21 protein-coding genes and 1 tRNA gene are annotated in these 24,800 nt (G+C 72.1%); 14 read left to right on the top strand and 8 right to left on the bottom strand.

The genetic code is table 11. The features are described from left to right. The first annotated feature begins 538 nt into the window (after positions 1–538). From P3T41_RS14655 to P3T41_RS14645, 3 genes are all read left to right on the top strand, one after another. A complete protein-coding gene (locus P3T41_RS14655) occupies positions 539–979 on the top strand; it encodes a DUF3052 domain-containing protein (protein WP_280690266.1) in 441 nt (146 codons plus the stop codon). 269 nt (positions 980–1,248) lie between these two features. Further along, entirely contained in the window at positions 1,249–1,707 is a 459-nt protein-coding gene (locus P3T41_RS14650; RefSeq protein WP_280690265.1) for a peroxiredoxin, read from the top strand. Between the two features lie 203 nt (positions 1,708–1,910). Continuing rightward, the gene (locus P3T41_RS14645; protein ID WP_280690264.1) at positions 1,911–2,486 is read left to right on the top strand and encodes a TerD family protein; all 576 of its coding nucleotides are present in this window, start codon (positions 1,911–1,913) and stop codon (positions 2,484–2,486) included. Positions 2,487–2,523: 37 nt separating this feature from the next. Here P3T41_RS14645 and P3T41_RS14640 read toward each other — a convergent pair whose 3' ends face one another. Beyond that, positions 2,524–4,845, bottom strand: a complete 2,322-nt coding sequence (locus tag P3T41_RS14640; RefSeq protein WP_280690263.1) for a serine/threonine-protein kinase — start codon at positions 4,843–4,845, stop codon at positions 2,524–2,526. Positions 4,846–5,135: 290 nt separating this feature from the next. Here P3T41_RS14640 and P3T41_RS14635 point away from each other — a divergent pair, with 290 nt between their 5' ends. Beyond that, positions 5,136–5,720: a TerD family protein gene (locus tag P3T41_RS14635; protein ID WP_280690262.1), complete on the top strand. Its 585-nt coding sequence runs from the start codon at positions 5,136–5,138 to the stop codon at positions 5,718–5,720. Between the two features lie 50 nt (positions 5,721–5,770). Continuing rightward, positions 5,771–6,934: a DUF475 domain-containing protein gene (locus P3T41_RS14630; RefSeq protein WP_280690261.1), complete on the top strand. Its 1,164-nt coding sequence runs from the start codon at positions 5,771–5,773 to the stop codon at positions 6,932–6,934. Positions 6,935–7,007: 73 nt separating this feature from the next. Here P3T41_RS14630 and P3T41_RS14625 read toward each other — a convergent pair whose 3' ends face one another. Further along, positions 7,008–8,087: a DUF2637 domain-containing protein gene (locus P3T41_RS14625; protein WP_280690260.1), complete on the bottom strand. Its 1,080-nt coding sequence runs from the start codon at positions 8,085–8,087 to the stop codon at positions 7,008–7,010. Between the two features lie 299 nt (positions 8,088–8,386). On the opposite strand from P3T41_RS14625, the gene P3T41_RS14620 reads away from it, so the two are divergent. Continuing rightward, positions 8,387–9,109, top strand: coding sequence for a Tellurium resistance (locus tag P3T41_RS14620; protein WP_280690259.1), 723 nt, complete (start codon positions 8,387–8,389; stop codon positions 9,107–9,109). Positions 9,110–9,128: 19 nt separating this feature from the next. On the opposite strand, the gene P3T41_RS14615 is transcribed toward P3T41_RS14620, so the two are convergent. Beyond that, entirely contained in the window at positions 9,129–10,097 is a 969-nt protein-coding gene (locus P3T41_RS14615; RefSeq protein WP_280690258.1) for a TerD family protein, read from the bottom strand. A 322-nt stretch (positions 10,098–10,419) separates the two neighbouring features. On the opposite strand from P3T41_RS14615, the gene P3T41_RS14610 reads away from it, so the two are divergent. The 3 genes from P3T41_RS14610 to P3T41_RS14600 are packed head-to-tail and all read left to right on the top strand — an operon-like array spanning position 10,420 to position 14,932. Continuing rightward, positions 10,420–11,559, top strand: coding sequence for an HpcH/HpaI aldolase/citrate lyase family protein (locus tag P3T41_RS14610; RefSeq protein ID WP_280690257.1), 1,140 nt, complete (start codon positions 10,420–10,422; stop codon positions 11,557–11,559). Further along, positions 11,556–14,051: a phosphoribosyltransferase gene (locus P3T41_RS14605; RefSeq protein ID WP_280690256.1), complete on the top strand. Its 2,496-nt coding sequence runs from the start codon at positions 11,556–11,558 to the stop codon at positions 14,049–14,051. The genes P3T41_RS14610 and P3T41_RS14605 overlap by 4 nt, the downstream gene beginning before the upstream one ends. Next, on the top strand, positions 14,048–14,932 hold the full coding sequence (locus P3T41_RS14600) for an HAD family hydrolase (protein WP_280690255.1): 885 nt from the start codon (positions 14,048–14,050) through the stop codon (positions 14,930–14,932). The genes P3T41_RS14605 and P3T41_RS14600 overlap by 4 nt, the downstream gene beginning before the upstream one ends. A gap of 59 nt (positions 14,933–14,991) precedes the next feature. On the opposite strand, the gene P3T41_RS14595 is transcribed toward P3T41_RS14600, so the two are convergent. After that, complete coding sequence (locus P3T41_RS14595) at positions 14,992–15,210, bottom strand: zinc ribbon domain-containing protein (protein WP_280690254.1); 219 nt, start codon at positions 15,208–15,210, stop codon at positions 14,992–14,994. A 55-nt stretch (positions 15,211–15,265) separates the two neighbouring features. Continuing rightward, complete coding sequence (locus tag P3T41_RS14590) at positions 15,266–16,630, bottom strand: hypothetical protein (RefSeq protein ID WP_280690253.1); 1,365 nt, start codon at positions 16,628–16,630, stop codon at positions 15,266–15,268. A gap of 154 nt (positions 16,631–16,784) precedes the next feature. Here P3T41_RS14590 and P3T41_RS14585 point away from each other — a divergent pair. Further along, positions 16,785–16,859, top strand: a tRNA-Val gene (locus P3T41_RS14585). Between the two features lie 86 nt (positions 16,860–16,945). Here the strand turns inward: P3T41_RS14585 and P3T41_RS14580 are convergent. After that, positions 16,946–18,784, bottom strand: coding sequence for a glycoside hydrolase family 15 protein (locus P3T41_RS14580; protein ID WP_280690252.1), 1,839 nt, complete (start codon positions 18,782–18,784; stop codon positions 16,946–16,948). A gap of 211 nt (positions 18,785–18,995) precedes the next feature. On the opposite strand from P3T41_RS14580, the gene P3T41_RS14575 reads away from it, so the two are divergent. The 4 genes from P3T41_RS14575 (at position 18,996) to P3T41_RS14560 (ending at position 23,200) form a co-directional block, all read left to right on the top strand. After that, positions 18,996–20,690: a carbamoyltransferase C-terminal domain-containing protein gene (locus tag P3T41_RS14575; RefSeq protein ID WP_280690251.1), complete on the top strand. Its 1,695-nt coding sequence runs from the start codon at positions 18,996–18,998 to the stop codon at positions 20,688–20,690. Positions 20,691–20,716: 26 nt separating this feature from the next. After that, positions 20,717–21,727 carry a guanitoxin biosynthesis L-enduracididine beta-hydroxylase GntD gene (gntD, locus tag P3T41_RS14570; protein WP_280690250.1) on the top strand — a complete coding sequence of 337 codons (1,011 nt, stop codon included), beginning with the start codon at positions 20,717–20,719 and terminating at the stop codon, positions 21,725–21,727. A gap of 92 nt (positions 21,728–21,819) precedes the next feature. Further along, the gene (locus P3T41_RS14565; protein ID WP_280690249.1) at positions 21,820–22,446 is read left to right on the top strand and encodes an SMI1/KNR4 family protein; all 627 of its coding nucleotides are present in this window, start codon (positions 21,820–21,822) and stop codon (positions 22,444–22,446) included. Between the two features lie 61 nt (positions 22,447–22,507). Next, positions 22,508–23,200: a ribonuclease H gene (locus tag P3T41_RS14560; RefSeq protein ID WP_280690248.1), complete on the top strand. Its 693-nt coding sequence runs from the start codon at positions 22,508–22,510 to the stop codon at positions 23,198–23,200. Between the two features lie 48 nt (positions 23,201–23,248). Here the strand turns inward: P3T41_RS14560 and P3T41_RS14555 are convergent, their stop codons facing one another. Both P3T41_RS14555 and P3T41_RS14550 read right to left on the bottom strand, forming a co-directional pair. Next, positions 23,249–24,034: a glucose 1-dehydrogenase gene (locus tag P3T41_RS14555; protein ID WP_280690247.1), complete on the bottom strand. Its 786-nt coding sequence runs from the start codon at positions 24,032–24,034 to the stop codon at positions 23,249–23,251. A 100-nt stretch (positions 24,035–24,134) separates the two neighbouring features. Continuing rightward, positions 24,135–24,755: a class I SAM-dependent methyltransferase gene (locus P3T41_RS14550; RefSeq protein ID WP_280690246.1), complete on the bottom strand. Its 621-nt coding sequence runs from the start codon at positions 24,753–24,755 to the stop codon at positions 24,135–24,137. Between the last annotated feature and the right edge of the window lie 45 nt (positions 24,756–24,800).

Raw genomic sequence — 24,800 nt, 5'->3', positions numbered from 1 at the left:
TCGGTCGAAACTAGAGGTGTGTCGCGCCGCCTCCATCGTGTACCGCAACTCGGAGATCCGTCATCTCTACCGATGGGTAACCGGCACGCTTGATGGGCGCGTCGGTCAGGTGGGGCACGGATCGGGCGTCGCCGCCGTCACCGATTGCCACCGGGTGTTACGAAGAGGTGGTCCGACCGGTTTCCTGGACTGCTCCAGGTGCCCCGCTCGTCCGATGGCGGGCGGTCGGGGTGAGGGCCAACAGGAGACTCTACGCCCGTGATCGTGTTGGTCTCGAATGCCGTTCGTATCGCGGGCAACAGGCCGGACGAGCGGGCCTTCGACCGCCGATGGACGAGTGGCATCCGCAGCATGGGCGAACGGTCCGCAAAAGGGCAAATCGGTGTGATTCCTGGCACAGCAGTCGGCGTGTCTTGCTACGAGACGTCAACCTTTGGGTGGGATCGGGGGTCGGGTACTTGCGCGAACCGCCGCGCCCGTGTGGACTACGGCCACAGCCCTGGCATCGACGCCAGGCCGAATACTGGAGGTTATTCCCGTGAGCGCGACCGCGGACCCCGCGGACAAGTCCAACAACCCGGCCTTCAAGCTGGGCTTCGAGCCCGGCCAGATCGTGCAGGAGCTCGGGTACGACGATGACACCGATCAGGACCTCCGCGACGGAATCGAGGAGATCACTGGTGAGGAGCTCGTCGACGAGGACTACGACGACGTCGCCGACGCCGTCCTGCTGTGGCACCGCGAGGAGGACGGGGATCTGACCGATGCCCTCGTCGACGCCCAGGAGTACCTGGCCGATGGCGGTCTGATCTGGCTGCTGACTCCCAAGAAGGGCCGCGACGGCCACGTCGAGGCCCACGAGGTCGCCGAGGCGGCGCAGACCGCCGGCCTCTCGCAGACCAGCTCGATCGCCGTGGCCAAGGACTGGGCCGGCACCCGGTTGGCGACGCCCAAGGCGGCGAAGTCCGGCAGGCGCTGACGTTTCCGCTCCGCTTGCACGGACCCCGTTGGAGGAAGCTCCAGCGGGGTCCGGCTGCTTTGCCGGCCGTGCTTGTGGCTGCCGCCCAAGAGCGTGTTCGCTTGCGGCGAAACCGGTGCCCAAACCTCCTCGAAGGGCCCTGCCCGCTCACTCGTAAGGCCGAAATCGCGGACCCGGATGCGAGGATGAGGCCGCGGTCGGCCGCTGCGCCGCCCAAGCAACCCGTGGGCACGGTGAGCGCCGCGCCCACCGCTGAGAAAGGTCTCACCATGGCCATCGAGGTCGGCACCCAGGCTCCGGATTTCGAGTTGAAGAACCAGCACGGCGAGCTGGTCAAGCTTTCCGACTTCCGGGGCGAGAAGAACGTCGTCCTGGTCTTCTACCCCTTCGCCTTCACCGGTGTCTGCACCGGCGAGGTCTGCGCGATCCAGAAGGAGCTGCCGCGCCTGCAGAACGAGGACGTGCAGATCCTCGCGGTCTCCAACGACTCGCCCTTCACGCTGCGCGTCTTCGCCGAGCAGGAGGGTCTGGAGTACCCGCTGCTGTCGGACTTCTGGCCGCACGGTGCGGTCTCCACCGCCTACGGCGTCTTCGACGCCGAGAAGGGCTGCGCGGTGCGCGGCACCTTCGTCATCGACAAGGCCGGCGTGGTGCGCTGGGAGGTCGTCAACGGCCTGCCGGACGCCCGTGACGAGCAGGAGTACCTGAAGGTGCTCGCGGCGCTCTGAGCCTGCGGCGCGGCCCCCGTGGCCCGGTGTGCGGCGGGAGCCCCGGCAGGGGATCTCGGGCCACGCCGGGCCACTTCGCGTTGCGGGCGGGAACCCGGTACTACGATCGGGCCGTTGGCTGGAGCGTGGGCCCCGTCAGCCGGGGGCTCCGGACCACACCGCCGAGGCGCCGCCCTGGTGCCTCCCGCATCTTGGAGGAACCTGTGGGTGTCAGCCTGAGCAAGGGCGGAAATGTCTCGCTCACCAAGGAGGCCCCGGGCCTGACCGCCGTCCTGGTCGGTCTGGGCTGGGACGCGCGCACCACCACCGGTGCCGAGTTCGACCTGGACGCGAGCGCGCTGCTCTGCACCGAGCAGGGCAAGGTCGCCAAGGACGCCGACTTCGTCTTCTTCAACAACCTGAAGAGCCCGGACGGTTCGGTGGAGCACACCGGCGACAACCTGACCGGCGAGGGCGAGGGCGACGACGAGGTGATCAAGGTCAACCTGACCGCGGTCCCCGGTTCGATCGCGAAGATCGTCTTCCCGGTCTCGATCTACGAGGCGGAGACCCGGCTGCAGAACTTCGGCCAGGTCCGCAACGCCTACATCCGTGTGGTCAACCAGGCGGGCGGCCAGGAGATCGCCCGCTACGACCTGAGCGAGGACGCCTCCACCGAGACCGCGATGGTCTTCGGCGAGCTCTACCGCAGCGGCGCCGAGTGGAAGTTCCGCGCCATCGGGCAGGGTTACGCCTCGGGCCTGCGCGGGATCGCGCAGGACTTCGGCGTCAACGTCTGACGGTCCCCCTCGGGTCCGTCGGCCGGCTGAGGGTGCCTCAGACCGGCGGCAGTGCATAGACCTTGGTCCCCTGCGAGGCGACCAAGGTCTTGCCGTCGGTGCTGAACTGCCAGGGGACACCGCCCGGCACGTCCGCGCGGAAGGTCCAGCGGATCTTGTGGGTCCCGGTGTCCACGGCGAAGATCCCGTTGTCGTCGGTGGAGACGAAGCAGGTCTGCTGGACCACGGTCGGCGGGGTGTCCATCGAGCACTCGTACGGCAGCGGGCAGCGCCACAGCTCCTGACCGCTCGTCGCCTGATAGGCGATCAGGGCCGGCGGGGCGCTGGGGGTGGCGTTGTACTGCGTCATCGTGATGCCGCCCAGCACCGCGTAGACCACGCCGCCGGAGACCGCGGGCGGGGCGAACCAGAGGTCGTGGCTGCCGGCCGGCGGGGGCTGCACCCAGGCCTGCTTCTGGGTCGCCAGGGCCACGGCCTGGACGCCGTGGCCGGTCGAGGAGCAGTAGACCCGGTCCCCGTCGGTGGCCGGCTGGAAGCTGGCCTTGGAGTCGGTGGTGGCGAACCAGAGCTGCGTGCCGTCCTTGCGGGAGCGGGCGACCAGGTTCTGCAGCGAGTCGGTGTAGATCAGCAGGTCCCGGGTCAGCACCGCGAGGACGTCGGTGGTCGCGTCGGGCTTGCGCTGCTGGCTCCAGAGGACCGAGCCGTCGGCGGCGGAGAGCGCGAAGACGCCGGGCACGGTCTTGGCGCTCGGGTCCGGATCGCCGCCGGCGTCCAGCGGCTGGTACCTGCACAGGGCGTAGACGGCCTGGTCGTCGGCGGCCAGCACGGTGTCCGGCTGCAGTTGCATGCCGGCGGCGGACTTCGGGGCGTAGGTCCAGACCGGGTTGCCGCTCAGCGAGTCCGCCTTGACCAGGTTGCCGCCGGAGTACACCAGGTCGCCGCCGGCCACCGCGGCGCCGACCTCGGAGTCGTTCGGCAACTGCCAGCGGGGTCGGCCACTGGTCAGCTCCAGCGCCGCCGCTCCGCCGACCCCGAACAGGTAGACCGTGTCCCCGGCCACCAGCGGGGTGGCCCCGTTGAGCACGTCGGCGATCGGGTGGGTCCAGATCGGGTCCGGTGCGACGCCGGGGCGGCGGGTGGTGGACGGCTCGGCACTGGGACCGGAGGCGGTCGGCGCAGGCTTGGGCGCGGGCTTGCCGCCGCCGCTGCGCAGCGCCCAGGCGGCGCCCCCGGCGACCAGCAGCGCGGCGCCGCCACCGGCCAGGAAGAGCCGCCGGGAGGGGCGGGACGCGGCGGGCGTGCGGGCGGTGACCGGCTCGACCGCGGCGGGCTCGACGGGTGCGACGGCGGCGCCCGCGAGCAGCCGCACGGTGGCGCCCGCCGCCGGCCCGCTGATCTCGGTGGGCAGGTGGGGCACCGCCGGGCGCGGGTCGGCGGCTGCGGGCGGTGCCGGGGCGTCCAGGTCGAGGACCGCGGCGGCGTGGGTGGCCAGCTCGGCGGCGAGGGCGCTCGGCAGCCAGCCGGGGCCGGACGTGGTGGAGCCGTCGTCGAGCAGCTCGACCAGCTCCTCGGGGGTGGGCCGGTCGGCGGGGTCCTTGGCCAGGCAGGCCGCGATGGCGGGCAGCAACTCCTCGGGCAGCGCGTCCAGTGACGGTTCGTCATGGATCACCCGGTAGAGCAGCGCGGCGGCCGAGGAGGAGGCCTCGCCCGTCTGCTCGAAGGGGCCGGCCCCGGTGGCGGCGAAGACCAGCACCGAGCCGAGCGAGAAGACGTCCCCGGCCGGGCCCAGCGCGGCGCCGGCCACCTGCTCGGGGCACATGAAGCCGGGCGAGCCCACCACCACGCCGGTGCTGGTCAGCTTCTCGCCCTCCAGGGCGCGGGCGATCCCGAAGTCGATCACCCGGGGGCCGTCGGCGGCCAGCAGCACGTTGGAGGGCTTGAGGTCACGGTGGATCAGCCCGGCCCGGTGGATCGCGACCAGCGCCCGGGCCAGGCCCAGGCCGAGCGCGCGGACCGAGCCGAGCGGCAGCGGCCCGTGCCCGGCCACCGCTTCGGTGAGCGAGGGCCCCAGGACGTAGGCGGTGGCCAGCCAGGGCGACGGGCCGTCCTGGTCGGCGTCCACCACGGGCGCGGTGTGCGCCCCGCTGACCGCGCGGGCGGCGGCCACCTCGCGGCGGAACCGCTCGCGGAACTCGCGGTCCTCGGCGAGTTCGGCCCGCACCACCTTGACCGCGACCGTCCGACCGCCGGCCGAGCGGGCCAGGTAGACCCGGCCCATCCCGCCGGCGCCGAGTCTGGCGAGCAGCCGGTAGGGCCCGACGGCGGCGGGGTCGGTGGGCTCCAGGGACTGGATGGGCATGCTGACTGCTCCCCCGTGCGCGGTGCCGTCCAGGTGGCCGTCCCCTTGACGGACCGCGGGCGCCCGCTGAGCTGAGATGGTACGACCTCGGGCGGGCGGGTGGTGCCGGCCGGTCCGCGTCCGGAAATGCCGGGCGGACCAGCGGTTCGACCACCTTGATAGGTTCGAAGTTCAGGATGTTCAGTGGATGGTTCGCAACCACGTGCGGGCGCGCGGGCGTAGACAGGTTCTTCGGCCTTCCCGTCGTGCCGAACGCTGCGGACCGCCAGGGAGTGGGAGGAAAGACGACGATGAGTGTCACGCTCGCCAAGGGCGGCAACGTCTCGCTGAGCAAGGCCGCCCCCGGTCTGACCCAGGTTCAGATCGGCCTGGGCTGGGGTGCCCGGTCCACCACCGGCGCGCCCTTCGACCTCGACGCGAGCGCGCTGCTCTGCGCGGGCGGTCGGGTGCTCGGCGACGAGTACTTCGTCTTCTACAACAACCTCAAGAGCCCCGAGGGTTCGGTCGAGCACCTGGGCGACAACCTGGTCGGCGGCGAGGAGGGCGACGAGGGCGACGAAGAGGTGATCGTGGTCAACCTCGACCTGGTGCCGGCCCAGGTGGACAAGGTGGTCTTCCCGGTGTCGATCTACGACGCGGACACCCGGCTGCAGAGCTTCGGCCAGGTCCGCAACGCCTACATCCGGGTGACCAACCAGGCGGGCGGGCAGGAGATCGCCCGCTACGACCTGACCGAGGACGCCTCCAGTGAGACCGCGATGATCTTCGGCGAGCTCTACCGCTACCAGGGCGAGTGGAAGTTCCGGGCGGTCGGCCAGGGCTATGCCTCCGGGCTGCGCGGGATCGCCCTCGATTTTGGAGTCAACGTACAGTAAAGGCATCGTCAATTCCTCGGCGCGCCACGTCACCGAAAGGTAGTAATACCGTGTTCCTCCGCACTTTCGGATGGTCCTTCGGGATCACGATCGCCGGGCTGGTCGCGGCCGGACTGATCTGGGGGGTCGACGGCTTCGGCGTGGTGCTGGTCCTCGCGATCCTGGAGATCTCGCTCTCGTTCGACAACGCCGTGGTCAACGCCACCGTGCTGAAGCGGATGAACCCGTTCTGGCAGAAGATCTTCCTGACGGTGGGTGTGCTGATCGCCGTCTTCGGGATGCGGCTGCTCTTCCCGCTGCTGGTGGTGGCGCTGACCGCGCACATCAGCCCGGGCACCGTGATCGACCTGGCGCTCCACTCGAGCCATACCTACAACGGGCTGACCTACGGTCAGCACCTGGAGGCCGCGAACCCGGCGATCGCCGCGTTCGGTGGGATCTTCCTGCTGATGATCTTCCTGGACTTCATCCTGGAGCAGAAGGACTACCACTGGCTGCGCTGGATCGAGCGGCCGCTGGAGCGGATCGGGCGGCTGGAGGCGCTCTCCTCGGTGATCGCGCTGATCACCCTCGCGCTGGCCGCGCGGTTCTTCGCCAAGGAGCACGCCGAAACGGTCCTGCTCGCCGGGCTGCTGGGGCTGGCGACCTACCTCGGGGTGAACGGGCTCTCCGGCGTCTTCGAGTCGAGCCTGGAGGACGAGGACGAGGACGAGGACGAGGCGGGCGAGGACGCCGAGGGCGAGGAGGAGCGCGTGGGCGGTGCGGCGCTCGCCCCGCGGCCCGGCAGGTCGGCGGTGCTGGTGGCCGGGAAGGCCGCGTTCTTCCTCTTCCTCTACCTGGAGGTGCTGGACGCCTCCTTCTCCTTCGACGGCGTGGTCGGCGCCTTCGCGATCTCCAGCGACATCTTCCAGATCACCCTGGGCCTGGGCATCGGCGCGATGTACATCCGCTCGCTGACGGTCTTCCTGGTCCGCAAGGGCACCCTGGACGACTACGTCTACCTGGAGCACGGCGCGCACTACGCGATCGGTGCGCTGGCCGTCATCCTGCTGGTCTCGATCGAGAAGAAGATCCCGGAGGTCGTCACCGGGCTGATCGGGGTGGCCTTCATCGGCGCCGCGCTCGCCTCCTCGATGCTGCGCAACCGGCGGGTCGCCCAGGACGACGAGGACGTGGCGGCAGCGCTGGAATCGGCCCAGGCCGGCCGGCGGTAGCGCGCGTCAGACGTACACGTGGGGCCCGGTTCGATGAACGAACCGGGCCCCACGTGTGTCTGCTGAGCGGCTGTCAGCCGAGGCGCTTCTCCATGGCCCGCAGCTTGCGCTCCAGCGAGTCGAAGGGGGAGTCGACGGTCGGCATCGAGAGCGTGTCGTCGTGGGCCGTCAGGTCGATGCTCCCGCCGGCGGCGCTGCCCGAGCCGACCGCGGTGCGGCGGGGGGCGGCGGCCAGCGCGGCGGGCTCCAGCGCGGAGGGGCCGACCCTGGCCATCGGGTCCTCGGATTCGGCTAGAGCAGGCTCCGTAGCGGGCTGGCCGTCGCCGCCGCCGGCGGTCAGGGCGGGCACCTGGCGGCCGGAGCGGGACCGGGCCAGCATGCCGCCGCGGGAGATCGCCTTGAGCTCGGCTCGCTCGCGACGGTCGGCGCTGCGCGCCTGCGTCCTGGCGTCCAGCTTCGTCTGCTTCTCCTCGCGGACCTCCTCGACCGCCTCGTCCAGGCTGCGGACGTTCTCCAGCAGCATCAGCGACCAGGCCGCGTAGGTCTCACGCGGGGCGCGCAGCCAGCGCACGATGCGGATCTGCGGCAGCGGGCGCGGAATCAGGCCCTGCTCGCGCAGCGCCGCCCGGCGGGTCTGCTTCAGGGCGCGGTCGAAGAGCACGGCGGCCGAGATCGACATGCCGGAGAAGAACTGCGGTGCACCGGCGTGGTCCCCGCCGCGCGGCGCGTGCACCCAGTTGAACCAGGCCGAGGCGAAGGCGAACAGCCAGACCAGCAGGCGCGAGCCGAGCGCGGCGTCACCGTGGCTGGCCTCGCGGACGGCGAGCACCGAGCAGAACATCGCGGCGCCGTCGAGACCGAACGGGACCAGGTACTCCCAGCCGCCGGACAGGCCCAGGTTCTGGGTGCCGAAGCCGACCAGGCCGTGGAAGGAGAGCGCGGCCGCGACCCCGGCGCAGCAGAAGAGCAGTACGTACGAGGCGATCCCGTACCACGTCTCCTTGCGGCGGCGTCGCTCCTCGCTGCGCTCCCAGGAGTCCTCGTTCGCCGTGGCCTTGGCGCCCTTCGCGCGCAGGGTGGTCGCCAGGATGGCTATGAAGAGCAGGGCGGCGCCGCCGATGACGGCCCAGACCAGCTGAGTGGAGGATGACATTGCGAGGAAGGCCTCTGCTTTCCGCGGTCGGGCGGGAGTGGGACGGTCCCCTGGTGCGACGGGTCGTCAGGGGAGGGACACCTGTGCGGCTAGACGATATCGCGTCCCAGAGGGCCGCATGGTACGGGAGTCACGTTCACCCGGCCATCCGCCACTCGGGTGGCGCTGACCAGGCATCTCATCCGACGGTGTCTCAGGCCCGGTACTGGGTATGGACCGCAGTGCACAATGGTGCGTCAGGGTGCGCCGCGGTCGTCACGGGTGCGTCGGAGTAGGCGTTCGGGCTGGGGGCGTTCGGTATGGCCACGATCTGGGAGTTCCTGCGGGGCGAGCGCAACATGCCCGACATGATGGGAAACGTCGGCAAGGTGACGCTCACCAAGTCCCGCCCGCACTACCCGATCACCTCGGACGGGCCGACCACCGGCACCCTCTTCGTCAACCTGCACTGGACCGCGCGGCAGGTGGCCGGCTCGCAGGGCGCGCTGCGCCGCAAGCTGCTCCAGCCGCGGTCGTTGCGTGCGGCGCAGACCGAGACCACCCAGGGCGGCGCCGAGAACGTCGACCTGGACCTCGCCTGCATGTACGAACTCACCGACGGGACCCGGGGCGTGGTGCAGCCGCTCGGGAAGTTCTTCGGCGACCTCCAGCACCCGCCTTACATCAAGCTGAGCGGTGACGACAAGTACGGGGCGCCGTCCGGCGAGACCATGTACATCAACCTGGAGAAGAAGGACCAGTTCAAGCGGCTGCTGATCTTCGTCTACATCTACGACGGCACGCCGGCCTTCGACCAGACGCACGCGCAGATCCAGATCGTGCCGCCGAGCGGGCCGCGACTGGAGGTCAACCTGGACGAGCGGGCGTCGGCGGCCCGTTCGTGTGCGGTGGTGCTGATCGAGAACGAGGGCGGGCAGCTGACGGCCCGTCGGGAGGTGCGGTACGTGCACGGATTCCAGTCGGACCTGGACCGCTTGTACGGCTTCGGGATGCAGTGGCAGCGGGGGTACAAGGAGGACTAGCGCCGCGTGCGGGCGAACGTCAGCGGGGTTGGAACTGCGGGCCCTGCGGCGGGAGCGCGAAGGTGGGGTCGAGGGGCGGCGTCGTCGGCGTCGGCGGCGCCGGCGGGGCGGCCTGGGGCGGGTAGCCGTAGGACGGGGGCTGCTGGGGGTAGCCGTAGCCGGGGGCGGCCTGGGGCGGGTAGCCGTAGGGCGGAGGTTGCTGGGGGTAGCCGTAGCCGGGGGCAGCCGCGGCGGCAGGGGCGGCCTGGGGCGGGTAGCCGTAGCCGGGCGGGCCGGCCGGCGGCGGGGGTGTCGGCGGTGTGGCGGGGACGGGCGGGATGTTCGGGGCGCTCGCGCTGGCGGTGGGCGGTGCGGCCGGGGGCATGGCCGGGGGCGCGATCGGTGCGGCCGGGGCGAGTGCGTAGTTGGCGGGCTCCCCGTCCTTGGGCGCGCCGGGCGTCTCGTCCTCGACGGTGACGCCGAAGTCGGTGGCCAGCCCGCTCAGCCCGGAGGCGTAACCCTGGCCGACCGCGCGGAACTTCCAGCCGCCCTCGCGCCGGTAGAACTCGGCGCAGACCAGCGCGGAGACCGCCTCCACCTCGCCGACCGGGAACTCGGCGAGCGGCTCGCCCTCGGCCGGTGCGGCCGCGTCGTACAGCAACACCCGCAGCGCGCCCACCGCGCGGAAGTCACCCTCCTCGGCGGAGCCGGCCAGCACCACCCGGTGGACCTCGGCGGGCAGCTTGCCCAGGTCCACCTCGACCGTGTCGGCGATCTCCGCGGTACCCGGCACCCGGTACTTGGGCCGGTGCCGCACCGTGCCCGTGGGGTGCCGGGGCTGGTTGTAGAACACGAAGTCGGTGTCCGAGCGGACCTTGCCGTCGGCGCCGAGCAGCAGCGCGGAGGCGTCCACGTCCGGTGCCCCGGGCGTCGTGCTCCAGCGCAGCACGGCGCGAACCGCGGCCGTGGCCAGCGAGATGTTGGCGCCCTTCGCCATCACGTGCGTCATGGCACTCATCCTGCCTGCTGGCCGAGGGTGTGGACAACGCGGGTGCGGGCGGGACCTCGCCGCTCGGGCGGGCGGCTGGATGGCCGAAAACTTGCGTCATTTCGCAAGTAATTCGTGGGCTGAGATGTTCAGCGAATTCCATGTTTCCGATCACCATCCGGTACTGGAAGGACCGTACGATAGGCGGCCGAAGGTGGGGCGAGCTGGGAATTCGGGGGAGGCGGAGATTTTCTCGAGCGGCCGGGAAAGCCGTCGGTTCCGGCCGTGCGGACCGGCCCGCCCTCCTCGGCCCCGCCCGTCCCGACCTCCCTGGGAGTGCATTTTGCGCCAGTTCGGCCACCTCGGCCCGGACCTCCGCCGGCGGCTCTTCCTCGTCGAGCCGGTGCCGTTCGACCGGCACGGCCCGGCCGTGACGCTGGCGACCGCGCTGGGCGGCACCCTCTACCTCCCGGCCACCCGGCCCACCCTGGCGGCCGATGTCCGCAAGCAGGCGGCGCGCGGGGTGGTCTCGATGGTCCTCTGCCTGGAGGACGCGATCGCCGACCGGGAGGTGGCGGCCGGCGCGGCGAATCTGGTCGCCGGGCTGCGGGAGCTGGCGGGTGACGGGCTTTCGGGCGGCGCGGGGGCGGTGGAGCTGCCACTGCTCTTCGTCCGGGTCCGGGCGCCGGAGCAGATCGGCGAACTGATCGAGCGGCTGGGCGAGTCGGCGCGGCTGCTCAGCGGCTTCGTGCTGCCCAAGTTCACCGAAGAACTCGGCGAGGCCTATCTGGCGGCGTTGGCGGCGGCCGAGACCGCTTGCGGGCAGCGGCTGTTCGGGATGCCGGTGCTGGAATCCCCCGAGCTCGCGATGCTGGAGCGGCGGCGGGACCAACTGCTGCGCATCGCGGAGCTGCTGGCGAAGTTCCGGGACCGGGTGCTGGCCGTCCGGCTCGGCGTCACCGACCTCTGCGCGGCCTACGGGCTGCGCCGTGCGCCGGAGTTGACGGCCTACGACCTGGCGCTGGTGGCCGCGGTGATCGGCGACGTGGTCAACGTCCTGGGCCGGGCGGACGGGACCGGGTACACCGTGACCGGGCCGGTCTGGGAGTACTTCCCGCTCGGCGTCGGCGGTGTGGAGCTGGCCGGGCTGCTCCGGGAGATCGAACTCGACCGTGCCAACGGCCTGTTGGGAAAGACCTGCGTCCATCCGAGCCAGGTGCCGGCGGTGCACGCGCGATCGGTGGTCACGCACGAGGAGTACCGGGATGCCCAGGACGTGCTGGGTGGTGGGCCCGGCGGCGGGCTGGGCGTGTCGGGTTCGGCGTACGGCAACAAGATGAACGAGGCCAAGCCGCACCGGGCCTGGGCGGAGCGGGTGTTGCTCCGGGCCGAGGTGTTCGGGGTGGCCCGCCCGGGGGTGGGCTTCGCGGAGCTGTACGCGGCCTGCCGGGACGCGGTCCGGGACGGGGGGACCGCACGGTGACCACCGAAGCGGTGTGGAGCGGCCGTTGGGTGGCGGACCGGCTCGGGATCGGGCTGCACGGCGATGCCGAGCTGCCCGAGCTGCTCGGACTGGCCGTCCGGGAGGGCAATCCGAGGCGGGCGCAGCTGCTGGTCTCGCAGGTGCTGGGCAAGCACGTGCCGCAGCGGCCCGCCGTGGTCTACGGCGCCGGGCGGCGGCTGGGCGCGGCGGTGCGCTCGCGGCTGGACCTGCGGCCCGGTGAGCCGGTGACGGTGCTCGGCTTCGCGGAGACCGCGACCGGCCTCGGCCACTGCGTGGCGGACGAGTTGGAGGCGAGCTACCTGCACTCCACCCGGCGCCCGGTGGCCGGCCTGGAGCCGGCGGCCGGCTTCGAGGAGGAGCACTCGCACGCCACCTCGCACCTGCTGCTGCCGGCGGATCCCGAGCTGCTCTCCGCGGCCGGGCCGTTGATCCTGGTCGATGACGAACTGTCCACCGGGCAGACGGCGTTGAACATCATCGCGGCGCTGCACCGGCACCGGCCGCGGCGGCGCTACGGGTTGGCGGCGCTGGTGGACCTGCGGGGCGTGGCGGACCGCAAGCGGCTGGCGACCTTCGCGGCCGAGCTGGGGGTGACGATCGAGGTGGTGGCGCTGGCCGAGGGGCGGGTGCGGCTGCCGGCCGGCACCGGGGAGCGGGCTCGGCGGCTGGCGGCGGAGCTGGGTGCCGGAGGTGCGGCCGTCGCCGGCGTCCGTGCCAGAGCCAGTGCCGGTGGCGCTGCTGGTGCAGGTGACAGTGACGGTGGCGATGCCGCCGAGGTGGTGCGGGTGCCGCTGCCGTGGCCGGTCGGGGTGCCGGAGGGCGGACGCCACGGCTTCGTCTGCGCGCAGCGGGTCCGGCTGGAGGCCGCGTTGCCGGAGTTGGGCGAGCTGCTGGCCAAGGAGCTGGCCGGCGGTGAGCGGCGGGTGCTGGTGCTCGGCTGCGAGGAGCTGATCTACGCGCCGCTGCGGCTGGCCGAGGCGCTGCAGGTCGCGTTGCGGGGGACGCTGCGCGCGACGCCCTGGTCGGCGGACGTCTGGTTCTCCACCACCACCCGCTCGCCGGTGCTCGCCGTGGACGATCCCGGCTACCCGATCCGGACCCGGCTCCGCTTTCCCGCGCACGGTGCGCCGGGCGAGGGCGGCGAGCCGCGGTTCGCCTACAACGTGGCCCCCGGCCGGGAGGCGGGGCGGCGGTTCGATGCGATCGTGCTGGTCGTGGACGCGGCCGCCGACACGCCAGAACTGCACGCGCCCGAAGGCCTGCTGGCCCAGCTGCGCGAGGTGACCGACCAGGTGGTGCTCACCGTGCTGCCGGAGTACCGCCCGGTGACGGCCCGTCCGCTGCGGGGGCCGGAGTTCTCCTCCTACCCGGCGGCGGAGGTGGGCTGGCTGCTGACCGATCTGTCCGGTGTCGCGCTGGAGGCGTCCACCGAGGAGCGAGAGGAGGCGGTGCAGTCGGGCGGTGCGCACTACGCCGAGTCGCTGCCGGTGGAGTACCAGCCGAGCCCCGAGTACCAGGAGCTGTTCCACCTCGCGCTGCGCGGCTCGGCACGGCGGATCGCGCTGGCGGTCGGCACCGTCGCCGAGACGCTGCTGCACGAGCGGGGGGAGCATCTGGTGCTCGCCTCGCTGGCCCGCGCCGGGACCCCGGTCGGGATCCTGATCCGCCGCTGGCTGGCCGCCGAGCACCGGATCGAGGCGCCGCACTACGCCGTCTCGATCATCCGTGGCCGCGGCATCGACCCGGTCGCGCTGCGTTATCTGATGGATCGTCACCATCCGTCGGACGTCGTCTTCGTGGACGGCTGGACCGGCAAGGGGGCGATCGCCCGGGAGCTGGCCGCCGCGCTCGCGGGCACCCCGTTCGACCCGGAGCTCGCCGTGCTGGCCGACCCCGGGCGCTGCGTGCGGACGTTCGGCACCCGGGAGGACTTCCTGATCCCGTCGGCCTGCCTCAACTCCACGGTCTCCGGGCTGGTTTCGCGTACCGTGCTGCGGGACGACCTGATCGGCCCCGAGGACTTCCACGGGGCGAAGTACTACCGGGAGTTGGGCCGCGCGGATGTCTCGGTGGCGTTCCTGGACATCGTCGCTGCCCACTTTCCCTCCGTTCGGGCGGAGTTGGCGGAGGCGGGCGGGGCAGTGCTCGGGGTGGCCTCCTCGGCGGTTGAGCGGGAGCCGACCTGGGCGGGGTGGACCGCGGTTGAGCGGATCAGCGCCCAGTACGGGATCGGGGACGTCAACCTGGTCAAGCCCGGGGTGGGCGAGACGACCCGGGTGCTGCTGCGCCGGGTCCCGTGGCGGGTGCTGGCCCGGCGCGGGGTCGGCTCGGACCTCGACCACATCCGACTGCTGGCCGCGCAACGCGGGGTCCCGGTCGAGGAGGTGGACGAGCTGCCGTACTCCTGCGTCGGGCTGATCCATCCGAGATTCAGCCGAGGTGCGACCGGCGCCACGGGGAGGGTGAAGTGACGATTCGTCAGATCTGTGTGGTGGCCAGCGACCTGGACCGGACGCTGATCTACTCGACGCGGGGTGCCGAGCTGCCGGCCGGCTCGGACGTCCGGCTGCGGCTGGTGGAGCGCGACGGTGCGCAGGCGCCGCTGTCGCATCTCACCGAGCGGGCGGCCGAGTTGCTCACCGAGCTGGCGGACCGGGCGGTGTTCGTGCCGGTCACCACCCGGACGGTGGAGCAGTACCGGCGGGTCCGGCTGCCGGGCGCGGCCGGCTCCCCGGCCTACGCGGTCTGCGCCAACGGCGGGCGGTTGCTGGTGGCCGGGGAGCCGGATCGGGACTGGGACGCCGTGGTGGCCACCCGGCTCGCCGAGAGCGGGGCGCCGCTGGCGGAGGTGGTGGACCGGCTGACCCGGTGCGGTGCACCTGACTGGATGCTGAAGCGGCGGGTTGCCGAAGGCCTCTTCGCCTACCTGGTGGTCGAGCGGGACCGGCTGCCCGAGGCGTGGCTCGCGGAGTTGACGCACTGGTGCGCCGAGCGCGGCTGGGTCGTCTCGCTGCAAGGGCGGAAGGTGTACGCCGTGCCGCGGGCGCTGACCAAGAGCGGGGCGGTGGCGGAGGTGCTGCGCCGGGTGGCCGGTCGAGGTGAGGCAGCCGGGGCAGCCGGTGAGCCTCCGGATGGGGTGCCGGTCGAGCTGCTGGCCGCCGGTGACTCGCTGCTCGACGCCGACCTGCTGCTCGCCGCGGACCGGTCCTGGCGCCCAGGGCACGGCGAACTCGCCGAGCAGGGCTGGACCGCGCCACAGCTCACGGCGCTGGTGCGGCGCGGTGCGCTCGCGGGCGAGGAGATCCTGGCGGCGTTCCTCGCCCACGTGCGAGGCCCGGCCGGCCGCGGTTAGCGGTCGGTCTGCCCCGTCGGTCTGCCTCGTCCCGGTCTGCTTCGTCGGTCAGCCGTGGGTCAGCTGCAGCAGCCGCCCCCGCAGCACCCGCCGCCACCACCGCCGGCGGGCGGCTGCGGCGCGGAGCCGCTCGCGCCGGTGACGGCGACCGTGGAGAGCAGCTTCACCGTGTCGGAGTGCCCCTGCGGGCAGACGGCCGGGTCGTTGGCCTGGGCCATGGCGCGGCGCAGTTCGAAGGTCGCGCCGCAGGAGCGGCAGCGGAAGTCGTAGCGTGGCATGCCCGCAGCGTACCCGCAGGGGTGGCCGGGTGAGGCCGGCTGCTCCACGCGGGCCTCAGTGCCGCGCGTGCTCGGCCCGGATCAGCTCCACCACCTCGGCCGCCGTCCCGCGCACGCCGTCCAGTTCGGTCAGGAAGTGCCAGTAGTCAGGGTGCCGCCCGGCCGCCGCCAGCGACCGCGACGCCCGCTCCAGCCGCTCCACCGCCGCGTCCAGCGGCCCGGCGTGCCGCGGGTCCGGCGCCTGGCGGCCGGCCATCGCCAGCCGCTGGGCGTCCCGGAGCGCGAAGCGGGCGCGCTCGATCTCCGTCTGCGGGTCGCGCTCCGCCTCGTTCAGCCGCCGCAGCCGCTCGGCCACCGCCGCCACCGAACCGTCGGCGGTCTCCAGCAGCGCCCGCACCGTCCCGATCGCCGCCGTCGCGTCCGCCCAGCGCTGCTCGTCCCGGGCCCGCCCCGCGTCGGCCAGCTTGCCCTGCGCCGACCGGCCCGCCTCCGCGACCTGCTGCGGCACCCGCTGCAGGTCCTGCCAGCAGGCCGCCGAGAAGCGCCGACGCAGTTCGCTGAGCGTCGGCTCGACCGTGCCCGCCTTGGTCTCCAGCGCCTGGATCCGGGTCCGCAGGCTGCCGACCCGGCGGTCGATCTCGCGGGCCCGTTCCGGCAACTGCTCGGCGTCGCCCCGGATCCCGTCCGCCCGACGCGCCACCTCCTGCGCTCGCTGCAGCGTCTGCGGTACGCCGTGCCGGCTGGCGCCCTCGTTCAGCCGGGTCAGCTCCGGGCCCAACTCCGCCAGCCGGGCCGCCAGATCGTCTGCCCGCAGCCCGGCAGCCCGCACCGCGTCCAGCGCGCCGCTCGCTCCCAGCAGCGCCCGCTTGGCCTGCTCGACGGCCGGCGCCACCTTGATCAGCTGGGCCTCCGCGTGCTGCACCAGCGGCTGCAGACGGCTGAGGAAGTTCGCCAGTTCGGCCTGCTTGGCCGCCAGCTCGCGGCTGGCCTGCTCGAGCCGCTGCCTGGCCTGCGCCAGCGCCCCCGGCGGCGGCTCGGGCGCCTCCAGGTCCACCGCGTCCAACGCGTCCAGGTACCCGACGGTCACCTGGTCGATCCGCCCCCGCAGGTCCTGATAGTCGGCCAACGCCCGCTGCACCGCCGCCCCCTGCTCGGCGGCCCGCACCGTCTCGACGGCCAGCTCCAGCTCGCGCTGCGCGGAGTCCAGCTCGTAGAACGCCTCCTGCGCCGCATCCCGCGCGGCCACCGCCGCCGCCCGCTGCGCGTCGTCACCCCGCCGCCACCGCGACCGGCCACCGCCGCCGCCCCAGCCCCCACCTGCGGAGAACGACCCGGCCACCGCCCCCGCCAGCACCCCGATCACGGCCACGGGCATCAGCACCAGCCCCGCGAACCCCCGCGCGCTACCCGCCGCCCTCACAAGCGCTCCCTGCTCCGCCGACCCGACCCCCCATTGTCGCCGATCACCCCCGCCTGCACCGCCCCACCCCCGCACCCTGCGCGGCGCCGCGCCCGCGACCAGGTACTCTTACTCTTCACCGCGTGACCCCCACCCCAGGGCCGGCATGCGGCGGGGGCGCGTAGCTCAGTGGTAGAGCGCTGCTCTTACAAAGCAGATGTCGGCGGTTCGAAACCGTCCGCGCCCACCAGTCGACCAGCCAGAATCCCAGCATCAGCCCAGCTCCGGAGCCTTTCCCGAGCTGGGCTGATCGCGTATCCCCGGGTTCCTGGTGCGTCAGCCCAGCGCGCGGTCGAGGTTGAAGGCGGCGCTGATCAGCGAGAGGTGGGTGAAGGCCTGGGGGAAGTTGCCGAGTTGCTCGCCGGTCGGGCCGATCTCCTCGGCGAACAGACCCAGGTGGTTGCCGTAGGTGAGCATCTTCTCGAAGGCGAGCCGGGCCTCCTCCAGCCGGCCCGCGCGGGCCAGCGCCTCCACGTACCAGAAGGAGCAGATCGAGAAGGTGCCCTCGGGGCCGTGCAGGCCGTCCGGGCTGCTGGCCGGGTCGTAGCGGTAGACCAGCGAGTCGGAGACCAGGTCCGTGGTGAGCGCGTCCAGCGTGGAGAGCCACTTGGGGTCGGTGGGCGAGACGAACTTGGCCATCGGCATCATCAGCAGCGAGGCGTCCAGCTCGCCGTCGTCCAGGGCCTGGACGAACGCGCCCCGCTCGACCGACCAGCCGCGCTGCATGATCTGCCGGTAGATCGCGTCCCGGGACTCCCGCCAGCGGGGCAGGTCGGCCGGCAGGCCGCGGCGGTTCGCCATCCGCATCGCCCGCTCCAGTGCCACCCAGCACATCAGCCGCGAGTACACGAAGTTCCGCCGGCCCGCGCGGGTCTCCCAGATTCCCTCGTCGGGCTGGTCCCAGTGCTCGCAGAGCCAGTCCGCCATCGCGCCGACCTCGGCCCAGCGGTCGCTGCTGATCGGCTGTCCCCACTTGTCGTACAGGTAGACGGAGTCGATCAGGGCTCCGTAGATGTCCAGCTGGAGCTGGCCGGTGGCGGCGTTGCCGACCCGGACCGGTGCGGAGCCGAGGTGGCCTTCCAGGTTCGGCAGCTCGTACTCGGGCAGGTCGCTGCGCCCGTCGATGCCGTACATGATCTGCAGCGGGCCGGTTGCACCGGTGCCGCGCATGATGCCGCGCTCGCCGAGGAACCCCATGAACGCCTCGGCCTCCGAGGTGAACCCGAGGCGCAGCATGGCGTAGACGCAGAAGGCGGCGTCGCGGACCCAGACGTACCGGTAGTCCCAGTTGCGCTCGCCGCCGATCTGTTCGGGCAGGCTGGTGGTCGGGGCGGCGACGATCGCACCGGTCGGCGCGTAGGTGAGCAGCTTCAGCACCAGCGCGGATCGGTTCACCATCTCGCGCCACCGCCCGTGGTACTGCGAACCGGCCAGCCAGTGGCGCCAGAACCGGACGGTCGCCTCGGCCTGCTCCTCCGCCTCGGCACGCGGACACGACCGAGGCCGGACGCCGTCGCCGAGCCGGTCGAGGGCGAACACGTTGGACTCGCCCTCGAGGAGCTTGAAGTGCGACCACACGTCCAGGCCGTCGCTCTCCAGGGGCGCGGTGGCGGTCAGCGCGAGCGTCAGGGACGGGGAGCGGAACACCGCCTCGTGGTCTCCTTCGAGGTGCGTGGTGTGCGTTTCGGTGCCGTAGCCGAAGCGCGGGGCGATCCGCGCCCTGAACGGGAGGGTGCCGCGGACGCAGACCACCCGCCGGATCAGCCGGTGCCGGGACGCCTCGCGTGACTCGTCGACCACGGGCATGAAGTCCTGGATCTCCGCCACCCCGTCCGCGGCGAAGAACCGCGTGATCAGCACGTTCGTGTCGGGGAAGTAGAACTGCCGGGTGCGGGTCGGGACCTCGGCGGCCAGCTCGAACGACCCGCCCCGGTCGGCGTCGAGGATGGACCCGAAGACGCTGGGCGCATCGAAGCGAGGGCAGCAGTACCAGTCGATGGTGCCGTTCGTGCCGACCAGGGCGGTCGTACGAAGATCGCCGATCAGGCCGTGTTCGGAGATCGGTATGTAGCGGTAGCCGTCCGCCTGCTCGAAACCAGCCGTGTCGAACGCCATGCCGGCCTCCCTGCCGCTGCGGCGCGGGCCTGGAGATGAGGACTTGCTTCTCCATGCTAGATCGGTACGACCCGGACCTCGCGCCCTCCGCCCGGGGTGCCGGTGCGACGAAGATCGCCGGATGTCTGTTCCCGTCCGAGCAGACCGTGCAGAATTACCTGACCGATCGTCACCAAGCTCGACGCGGCACCGCGCCATTCGGAAGGTCGACGTGAAGATCCTCGGTATCAACTGCGTGTACCACGAGTCCTCGGCCGCCCTCGTCATCGACGGTGACGTGGTCGCCGCCGCCGAGGAGGAGCGTTTCAACCGCGTCAAGCACGGCAAACCCGCGCTGGTCTCCAACGCCGACATCCTGCCGGAGCGGGCCCTGGCCTTCTGCCTGGAGCGAGCGGGGATCGTTCCACAGGAGCTCGACCTCGTCGCGATCGCCTTCGAACCCCGGCTGCGCCGCGACACCTTCCGGCTGGACCCGCTCAGTGTCCCCGGCGACTGGGGCAGCGCCGAGGGCGAGGCGGACTTCGCCGCCGGGTTGGCGCGGATACCCGAGCGCCTGTCCGAGCTGCTCGGCGTCGACTGCGAAGCGAGCATCCGCTGGATACCGCACCACCTGGCTCACGCGGCCTCCGCGTACTACCCGTGCGGCGAGGAGGGGGCCGCCGTCCTGGTGGTGGACGGCATCGGGGAGTCGGCGACGGCACTGCTAGGCGGCGGCAACGGGGTGCTGATCGAGTCCCATGGCGAACTGAGCTATCCGCAGTCCGTCGGCTTCGTCTGGGAGAAGCTCAGCGCCTACCTCGGCTTCAGCCCCTATGACGCCTCCAAGGTGATGGGCCTCGCCTCCTACGGCAACCCGCATACCTACACGGCCGCACTCGCGGAGATCGTCGGTGACGGTCCGCAGCCGGCGGTGCGCAGCGAGGCCTTCGAGTTCCGGCTCCCGCACTTCGACGCCCTGGAGAAACGTTTCGGTCCACGACGCCTGCCCACCGAGCCGCTCCTGGAGCGGCACAGCGATCTGGCCGCCGCGCTGCAGAGCTGGAACAACCGGACGATCCTGGGGCTCGCCGAACGGACCTACGCCCTGCACCCCACCCGGACGCTCTGCTTCTCCGGCGGTGTGGCGCTCAACTGCACCACCAACTGGCTGCTCAAGGAGGAGGGCCCGTTCTCCCGGGTGCACATCCCCTCCGCGCCGCATGACGGCGGAACCGCGATCGGTGCGGCCCTCGCGGCCTACTACGCGACGCAGCCGGCGTTCCCCAAGCCCGCGACCACCGGCTGCGAGTACACCGGCCCGGAGTTCACCGGCGAGCAGATCCGTGCGGCCTTCGCCCAGGCAGGCATCGTGCCGCGACGCTCTCCCGACATCGCCCGCGAGGTGGCCCGGCGGATCGCCGGTGGCGAGGTGGTCGGCTGGTTCCAGGGCCGGATGGAGCTGGGCCCGCGGGCCCTGGGGAACCGGTCGCTGGTGGCCGATCCACGTGACCCCGGGATGCGGGACATGCTGAACGAGAAGGTCAAACACCGGGAGGCGTTCCGGCCGTTCGCGCCGAGCGTGCTGGCCGAGCGGGCCCGGGACTGGTTCGACCTGGGGCGGGATTCGGACAGTTACCAGTACATGCTCTTCACCTGTCCGGTCCGCCCCGGCCTGGCCGCCCGGATTCCCGCCGTGGTGCACGTGGACGGCACCTCCCGGGTGCAGACCGTGTCCAGGGAGGCCAATCCGCGCTACCACCGGCTCATCTCCGAGTTCGAGGAACTGACCGGAGTACCGATGGTGCTCAACACGTCGTTCAACGACAGCGAGCCGATCGTCTGCACGCCTGCCGACGCACTGGCGACCTTCCGGTCGACCCGCATCGACGCGGTGGCCATCGGCGACCACCTGGCGACCCGCGGCTGACGGCTGAAGCCGGAAAGGAGCATTCGGTGCTGCACTTCACCCTGTCCCCCGAGGAACGGGACCAGGCCCGCGCGGCCGTGGCCGGTCTCGCAGCCGAGCTCGAGGCACTCGCCGACAAGAGCGGGACCGAGTTCTTCCGGGCGTTGCCGGTGGCGGCGCGCCGGCTGCCGGAGCGGCTTCTCCGCTTCCTGGAGGCCTTCCGCCGCGAGGAGCCGGCGGGCGGCTTCGTCCTCAGCGGCTGGACCGTCGTCGACGACGAGTTGGGCCCCACCCCCGCGCACTGGCGCAAGCCGGCGGGAACGGCGGGCACAGCATCGGTCCATGAGCTCTACCTGGTGCTGGTGGCTTCCGTGCTGGGCGACGTCTTCGCGTGGAGCACCGTGCAGGACGGCAGCCTGGTCCAGGACCTGATGCCGGTGCGTGGCGAGGAGTTGGAGAAGAACGCCGGCAGCAGCGCCAGCGTGCTCGATCTGCACAACGAGGACGCGTTCTCGGCGCTGCGCTGCGACTATCTGGGCCTGCTCTGCCTGCGCAACGACGACCGGATCCCGACCGTCTACGCGCCGCTCGACCCGACCCGGCTCACCGTTGAGCAGCGACGGATCCTCGCGGAGCCGCGCTATGTGCTGGTGCCGGACGAGGAGCACCTGCGGCGGGCCGCCGAGCGCGGTGAGGAGCCGCCCGCGCCGCCGCGTACCGGGGTGCTGTTCGGCGGCGAGTCGGCCCCCTACCTCGCGTTCGACGAGTACTTCATCGAGACCGACCCCGAGGACGAGGAGGCCCGCGCGGCGCTGGCGGCGCTCACCGACCAGCTCCAGCGCGGCCGCAGCGAGATCGCGCTCGCGCCGGGGGAGCTGCTGATCGTGGACAACTACCGGGCGGTGCACGGCCGTCAGCCGTTCCCGGCGCGCTACGACGGGCGGGACCGCTGGCTGAAGCGGGTCAGCGTCACCCGTGATCTGCGCAGATCACGGGCGGCGCGGGCGGATGTAGGGTCGCCGGTGGTCATCACCGGGCTGGCGGGGGCGCTGGGTTGAGTCCCGGCTTCCGGCAGGCGCAGCACGAGCACCCGTTGCGTGATGACCAGCTGACCCGGCCGATCGGCCCCGTAACCGCGGAATGGAACGACATGTCCAGCGCACTGGAGCAGTTGCTCACAAGGGCCCGCGGGCCCATGGGGCCTGCCGTCGAGCTCGATTTCGGCCTGGGGGACGGGCCGTTCGCCGAGCTCGGATCGGTCATCTCCGGCATGAACGGCTTCTTCCTCTTCAACGCCGGTGTCCAGGTCTTCCGCGTGGGCGAGGAGGGCCTGGGACCGGACATGGTGGCGTGGAACTCCGGCGAGGCGTGGAAGGACGCGTACGAGGGCCTGGCCGACGAGATCTTCTGCTTCGGGCAGGACATCTTCGGTGTCCAGTTCGGCATCGTGGGCAACGAGGACGTGGTCCGGTTCAACCCCGAGACGGCCGAGGTGGAGCGGCTGGGCGGGAGTCTTGAGGACTGGGCGCGCTGGCTCCTCGCGGACCCGGACGTCAACGGCGCGGCGGGATTCGCCCATGCCTACCAGAAGCGCAACGGCCCCCTGGACCCCGGCCAGCGCCTCGTGCCGCTCGAGTTCTTCGTCGGCGGCGGCGATTACAGCGATGAGAACCTCGTCGTGCACGATGCCGTGACCGCCATGCGGATCCGAGGGCCGATCGCCCGGCAGGTCCACGACCTCCCTGACGGGGCGACGCTCCGCCTCACCGTCGACTAGTGCCGCGTCAGGCACTAGGGCAGGTGCGATCGACCGCCGCCAGGCCTGGCATGATCGGTGCATGGTCGAACGAGTCATCGCAGCCTGTGACGGAGCCGCCAAGGGGAACCCGGGGCCCGCGGCCTGGGCCTACGTGATCGCGGACGGTGCTGGGGTTCCGCAGCGCTGGCAGGCCGGCGCGCTGGGGCACAACACGAACAATGTCGGCGAGCTGACGGCGCTGGAGCAGTTGCTGGGCGCGACGGATCCGGGGGCGGCGTTGGAGGTGCGGTTGGACAGCACCTACACCCGGGACGCGGTGACGAAGTGGTTGGCGGGCTGGAAGCGCAACGGGTGGAAGACGGCTGCGGGCAAGCCGGTGGCCAACCGGGAGTTGATCCAGCGCATCGACGCTCTGCTGGAGGGGCGGGACGTCACCTTCGTGTATGTCCCGGCCCATCAGGTGGACGGCGATCCGCTGAACGCGATCGCCGACAAGGCCGCCAGTGATGCCGCTCGCAGCCAGCAGGACGCGGGCGGCACCGCGGCCGACCTTCCGGTGCCGGATCCGGCGTCCGCGACCGCGTCCGCCCCGCGCAGCCGCCGCCCGGCGGCCGCGGCCGGGACGGCGAGGAGCTCCTCGGGCGGTTCGCGGACCCTGGCCGCGCGGTACCCCGGGACCTGCCCCTGCAGCCGGCCCTATGCCAAGGGCGAGACGATCACCAAGGTCGGCACGAGCTGGGGGCACCCGGAGTGCGCGGTCGCCCAGGCCTGAGCGGTCGGCGCCCGCAGGGAGGCGCTCGGGCCGGAGGTGCCGGTGCCGCTACAGGTAGCCGTAGCTCAGCCAGCCGCCGTCGACGACCAGGGTCTGGCCGGTGATGTACTCGGCTTCGGCGGAGGCCAGGAAGCGGACGGGGCCGGTGATGTCGCAGGGGCGGCCGCGGCGGCCGAGGGGGATGCGGCGGACGATGGCGTCCTCGTCGAGGGTGCCGGCCTGGACGGCGGGGTGGGGGGTCTCGATCTTGATCATGCCGGGGGCGATGGCGTTCACGCGGATGCCCTGGGCGGCCCATTCGATGCCCAGGGAGCGGGTCAGTTGGAGGACCGCGCCCTTGCTGGCGGCGTAGCTGGCGCGGCCGGGGAAGGCGGTGAAGGAGAGCAGGGAGGCGAAGTTGATGATGCGACCGTCGCCGCGGCGGAGCATTCCGCTGCTGACAGCACGACACATCTCCAGCGTGCCGAGGACGTTGGTGTCGAGCAGCGCGCGCGAGGTGGCGGTGGGGAAGTCCTCGGTCGGGCCCATGGCGAAGACGCCGGCGGCGTTGACCAGGATGTCGATCGAGTCGAACGCGGTCTCCACCTGATCGACCGCGCGGTGGACCGCGGCCGGCTCGGCCACGTCGCAGCTGACGGCGAGTGCGTCGCTGCCGAGTTGGCGCAGTTCGTCGGCGACGGCGTTCACCTGCTCGGTGGTGCGGCTCAGGACCGCGACCCGGGCTCCCTCCTCGGCGAAGGCGAGCGCGACGGCCCGGCCGATACCGCGTCCGCCACCCGTCACGAGGACGGTCCGGTCCTTGAAGCGCATCAACGAGTTCACCATCGAGTTCATCACGCGGAGTCCTGATCGGGGAGTGCGGCGGGGAGCGGGGGAGTTCGGGTGCCGGGAGCGGTGGTCGTCCGCGCCCGGCCGTTCGAGGGGTGGGACGAGGTCAGCGGCGGCGCAGCAGCGCCAGCCAGTGCCACTGGTCGGGGCGCTTCTCGGTGGGCAGGTTGCGGAACCGGCGCAGTTCCTCGACCCGGAACCGCGGCAGGGCGTGCTCGAGCAGGTCGTCGGAGGTCAGCCGGATCGGGCCGGAGCCGGGGGACATCCGGTCGGAGAAGCCGACGATGACCATCAGCCCGCCCGGCGCCAGCAGCCGGGCGGCCTCGTCCAGGTAGGCCGCCCGGGCCTCCGGGCGGACGTTGTGGAAGACGAACGAGTCGTGCACGACGTCCGCGCAGCCGTCCGGCAGCGGCACGTCGAGGATGTCGCCCTCGACGAAGTCGACGTCGGCAGCGTAGAAGCCGGCCAGCTCACGGGCCTTGGCCAGGGCGGTGGTGGAGCGGTCGATGCCGGTCACCTTCAGGCCGTGCTTGGCCAGGAAGATGGCGTGCACGCCGGGTCCGCAGGCGAGGTCCACCACGCGGGAGCCGTGGGCGAGCGTGCCGTTGATGACGAGTTCCTGGAGCGCCGGGCTGACCGAGGTGGTCACCCAGGAGATCTTGGCGAGGTCGTCGTTGTCGTAGAGCTGGCTGAAGCCGTTGACCCAGCGGTCGGTGAAAGCCTGCACGGTCGTGCTCCATTCAGGAGGAGTTCAAGAGGGGAGGGAGGAGGG

Origin of the sequence: Kitasatospora sp. GAS204B (assembly GCF_029892155.1) — a bacterium.
Classification (GTDB): Bacteria; Actinomycetota; Actinomycetes; order Streptomycetales; family Streptomycetaceae; genus Kitasatospora.
Note: the sequence above shows the minus strand (reverse complement) of the source record. Positions and strands in the feature narration are given on the sequence as shown.

Coding starts and splice junctions, on each gene's coding strand:
- P3T41_RS14650 (WP_280690265.1), top strand. CDS start 1,249: ATGGCCATCGAGGTCGGCACCCAGGCTCCGGATTTCGAGTTGAAGAAC.
- P3T41_RS14640 (WP_280690263.1), bottom strand. CDS start 4,845: ATGCCCATCCAGTCCCTGGAGCCCACCGACCCCGCCGCCGTCGGGCCC.
- P3T41_RS14635 (WP_280690262.1), top strand. CDS start 5,136: ATGAGTGTCACGCTCGCCAAGGGCGGCAACGTCTCGCTGAGCAAGGCC.
- P3T41_RS14625 (WP_280690260.1), bottom strand. CDS start 8,087: ATGTCATCCTCCACTCAGCTGGTCTGGGCCGTCATCGGCGGCGCCGCC.
- P3T41_RS14620 (WP_280690259.1), top strand. CDS start 8,387: ATGGCCACGATCTGGGAGTTCCTGCGGGGCGAGCGCAACATGCCCGAC.
- P3T41_RS14615 (WP_280690258.1), bottom strand. CDS start 10,097: ATGACGCACGTGATGGCGAAGGGCGCCAACATCTCGCTGGCCACGGCC.
- P3T41_RS14595 (WP_280690254.1), bottom strand. CDS start 15,210: ATGCCACGCTACGACTTCCGCTGCCGCTCCTGCGGCGCGACCTTCGAA.
- P3T41_RS14580 (WP_280690252.1), bottom strand. CDS start 18,784: ATGGCGTTCGACACGGCTGGTTTCGAGCAGGCGGACGGCTACCGCTAC.
- P3T41_RS14565 (WP_280690249.1), top strand. CDS start 21,820: ATGTCCAGCGCACTGGAGCAGTTGCTCACAAGGGCCCGCGGGCCCATG.
- P3T41_RS14560 (WP_280690248.1), top strand. CDS start 22,508: ATGGTCGAACGAGTCATCGCAGCCTGTGACGGAGCCGCCAAGGGGAAC.
- P3T41_RS14555 (WP_280690247.1), bottom strand. CDS start 24,034: ATGAACTCGATGGTGAACTCGTTGATGCGCTTCAAGGACCGGACCGTC.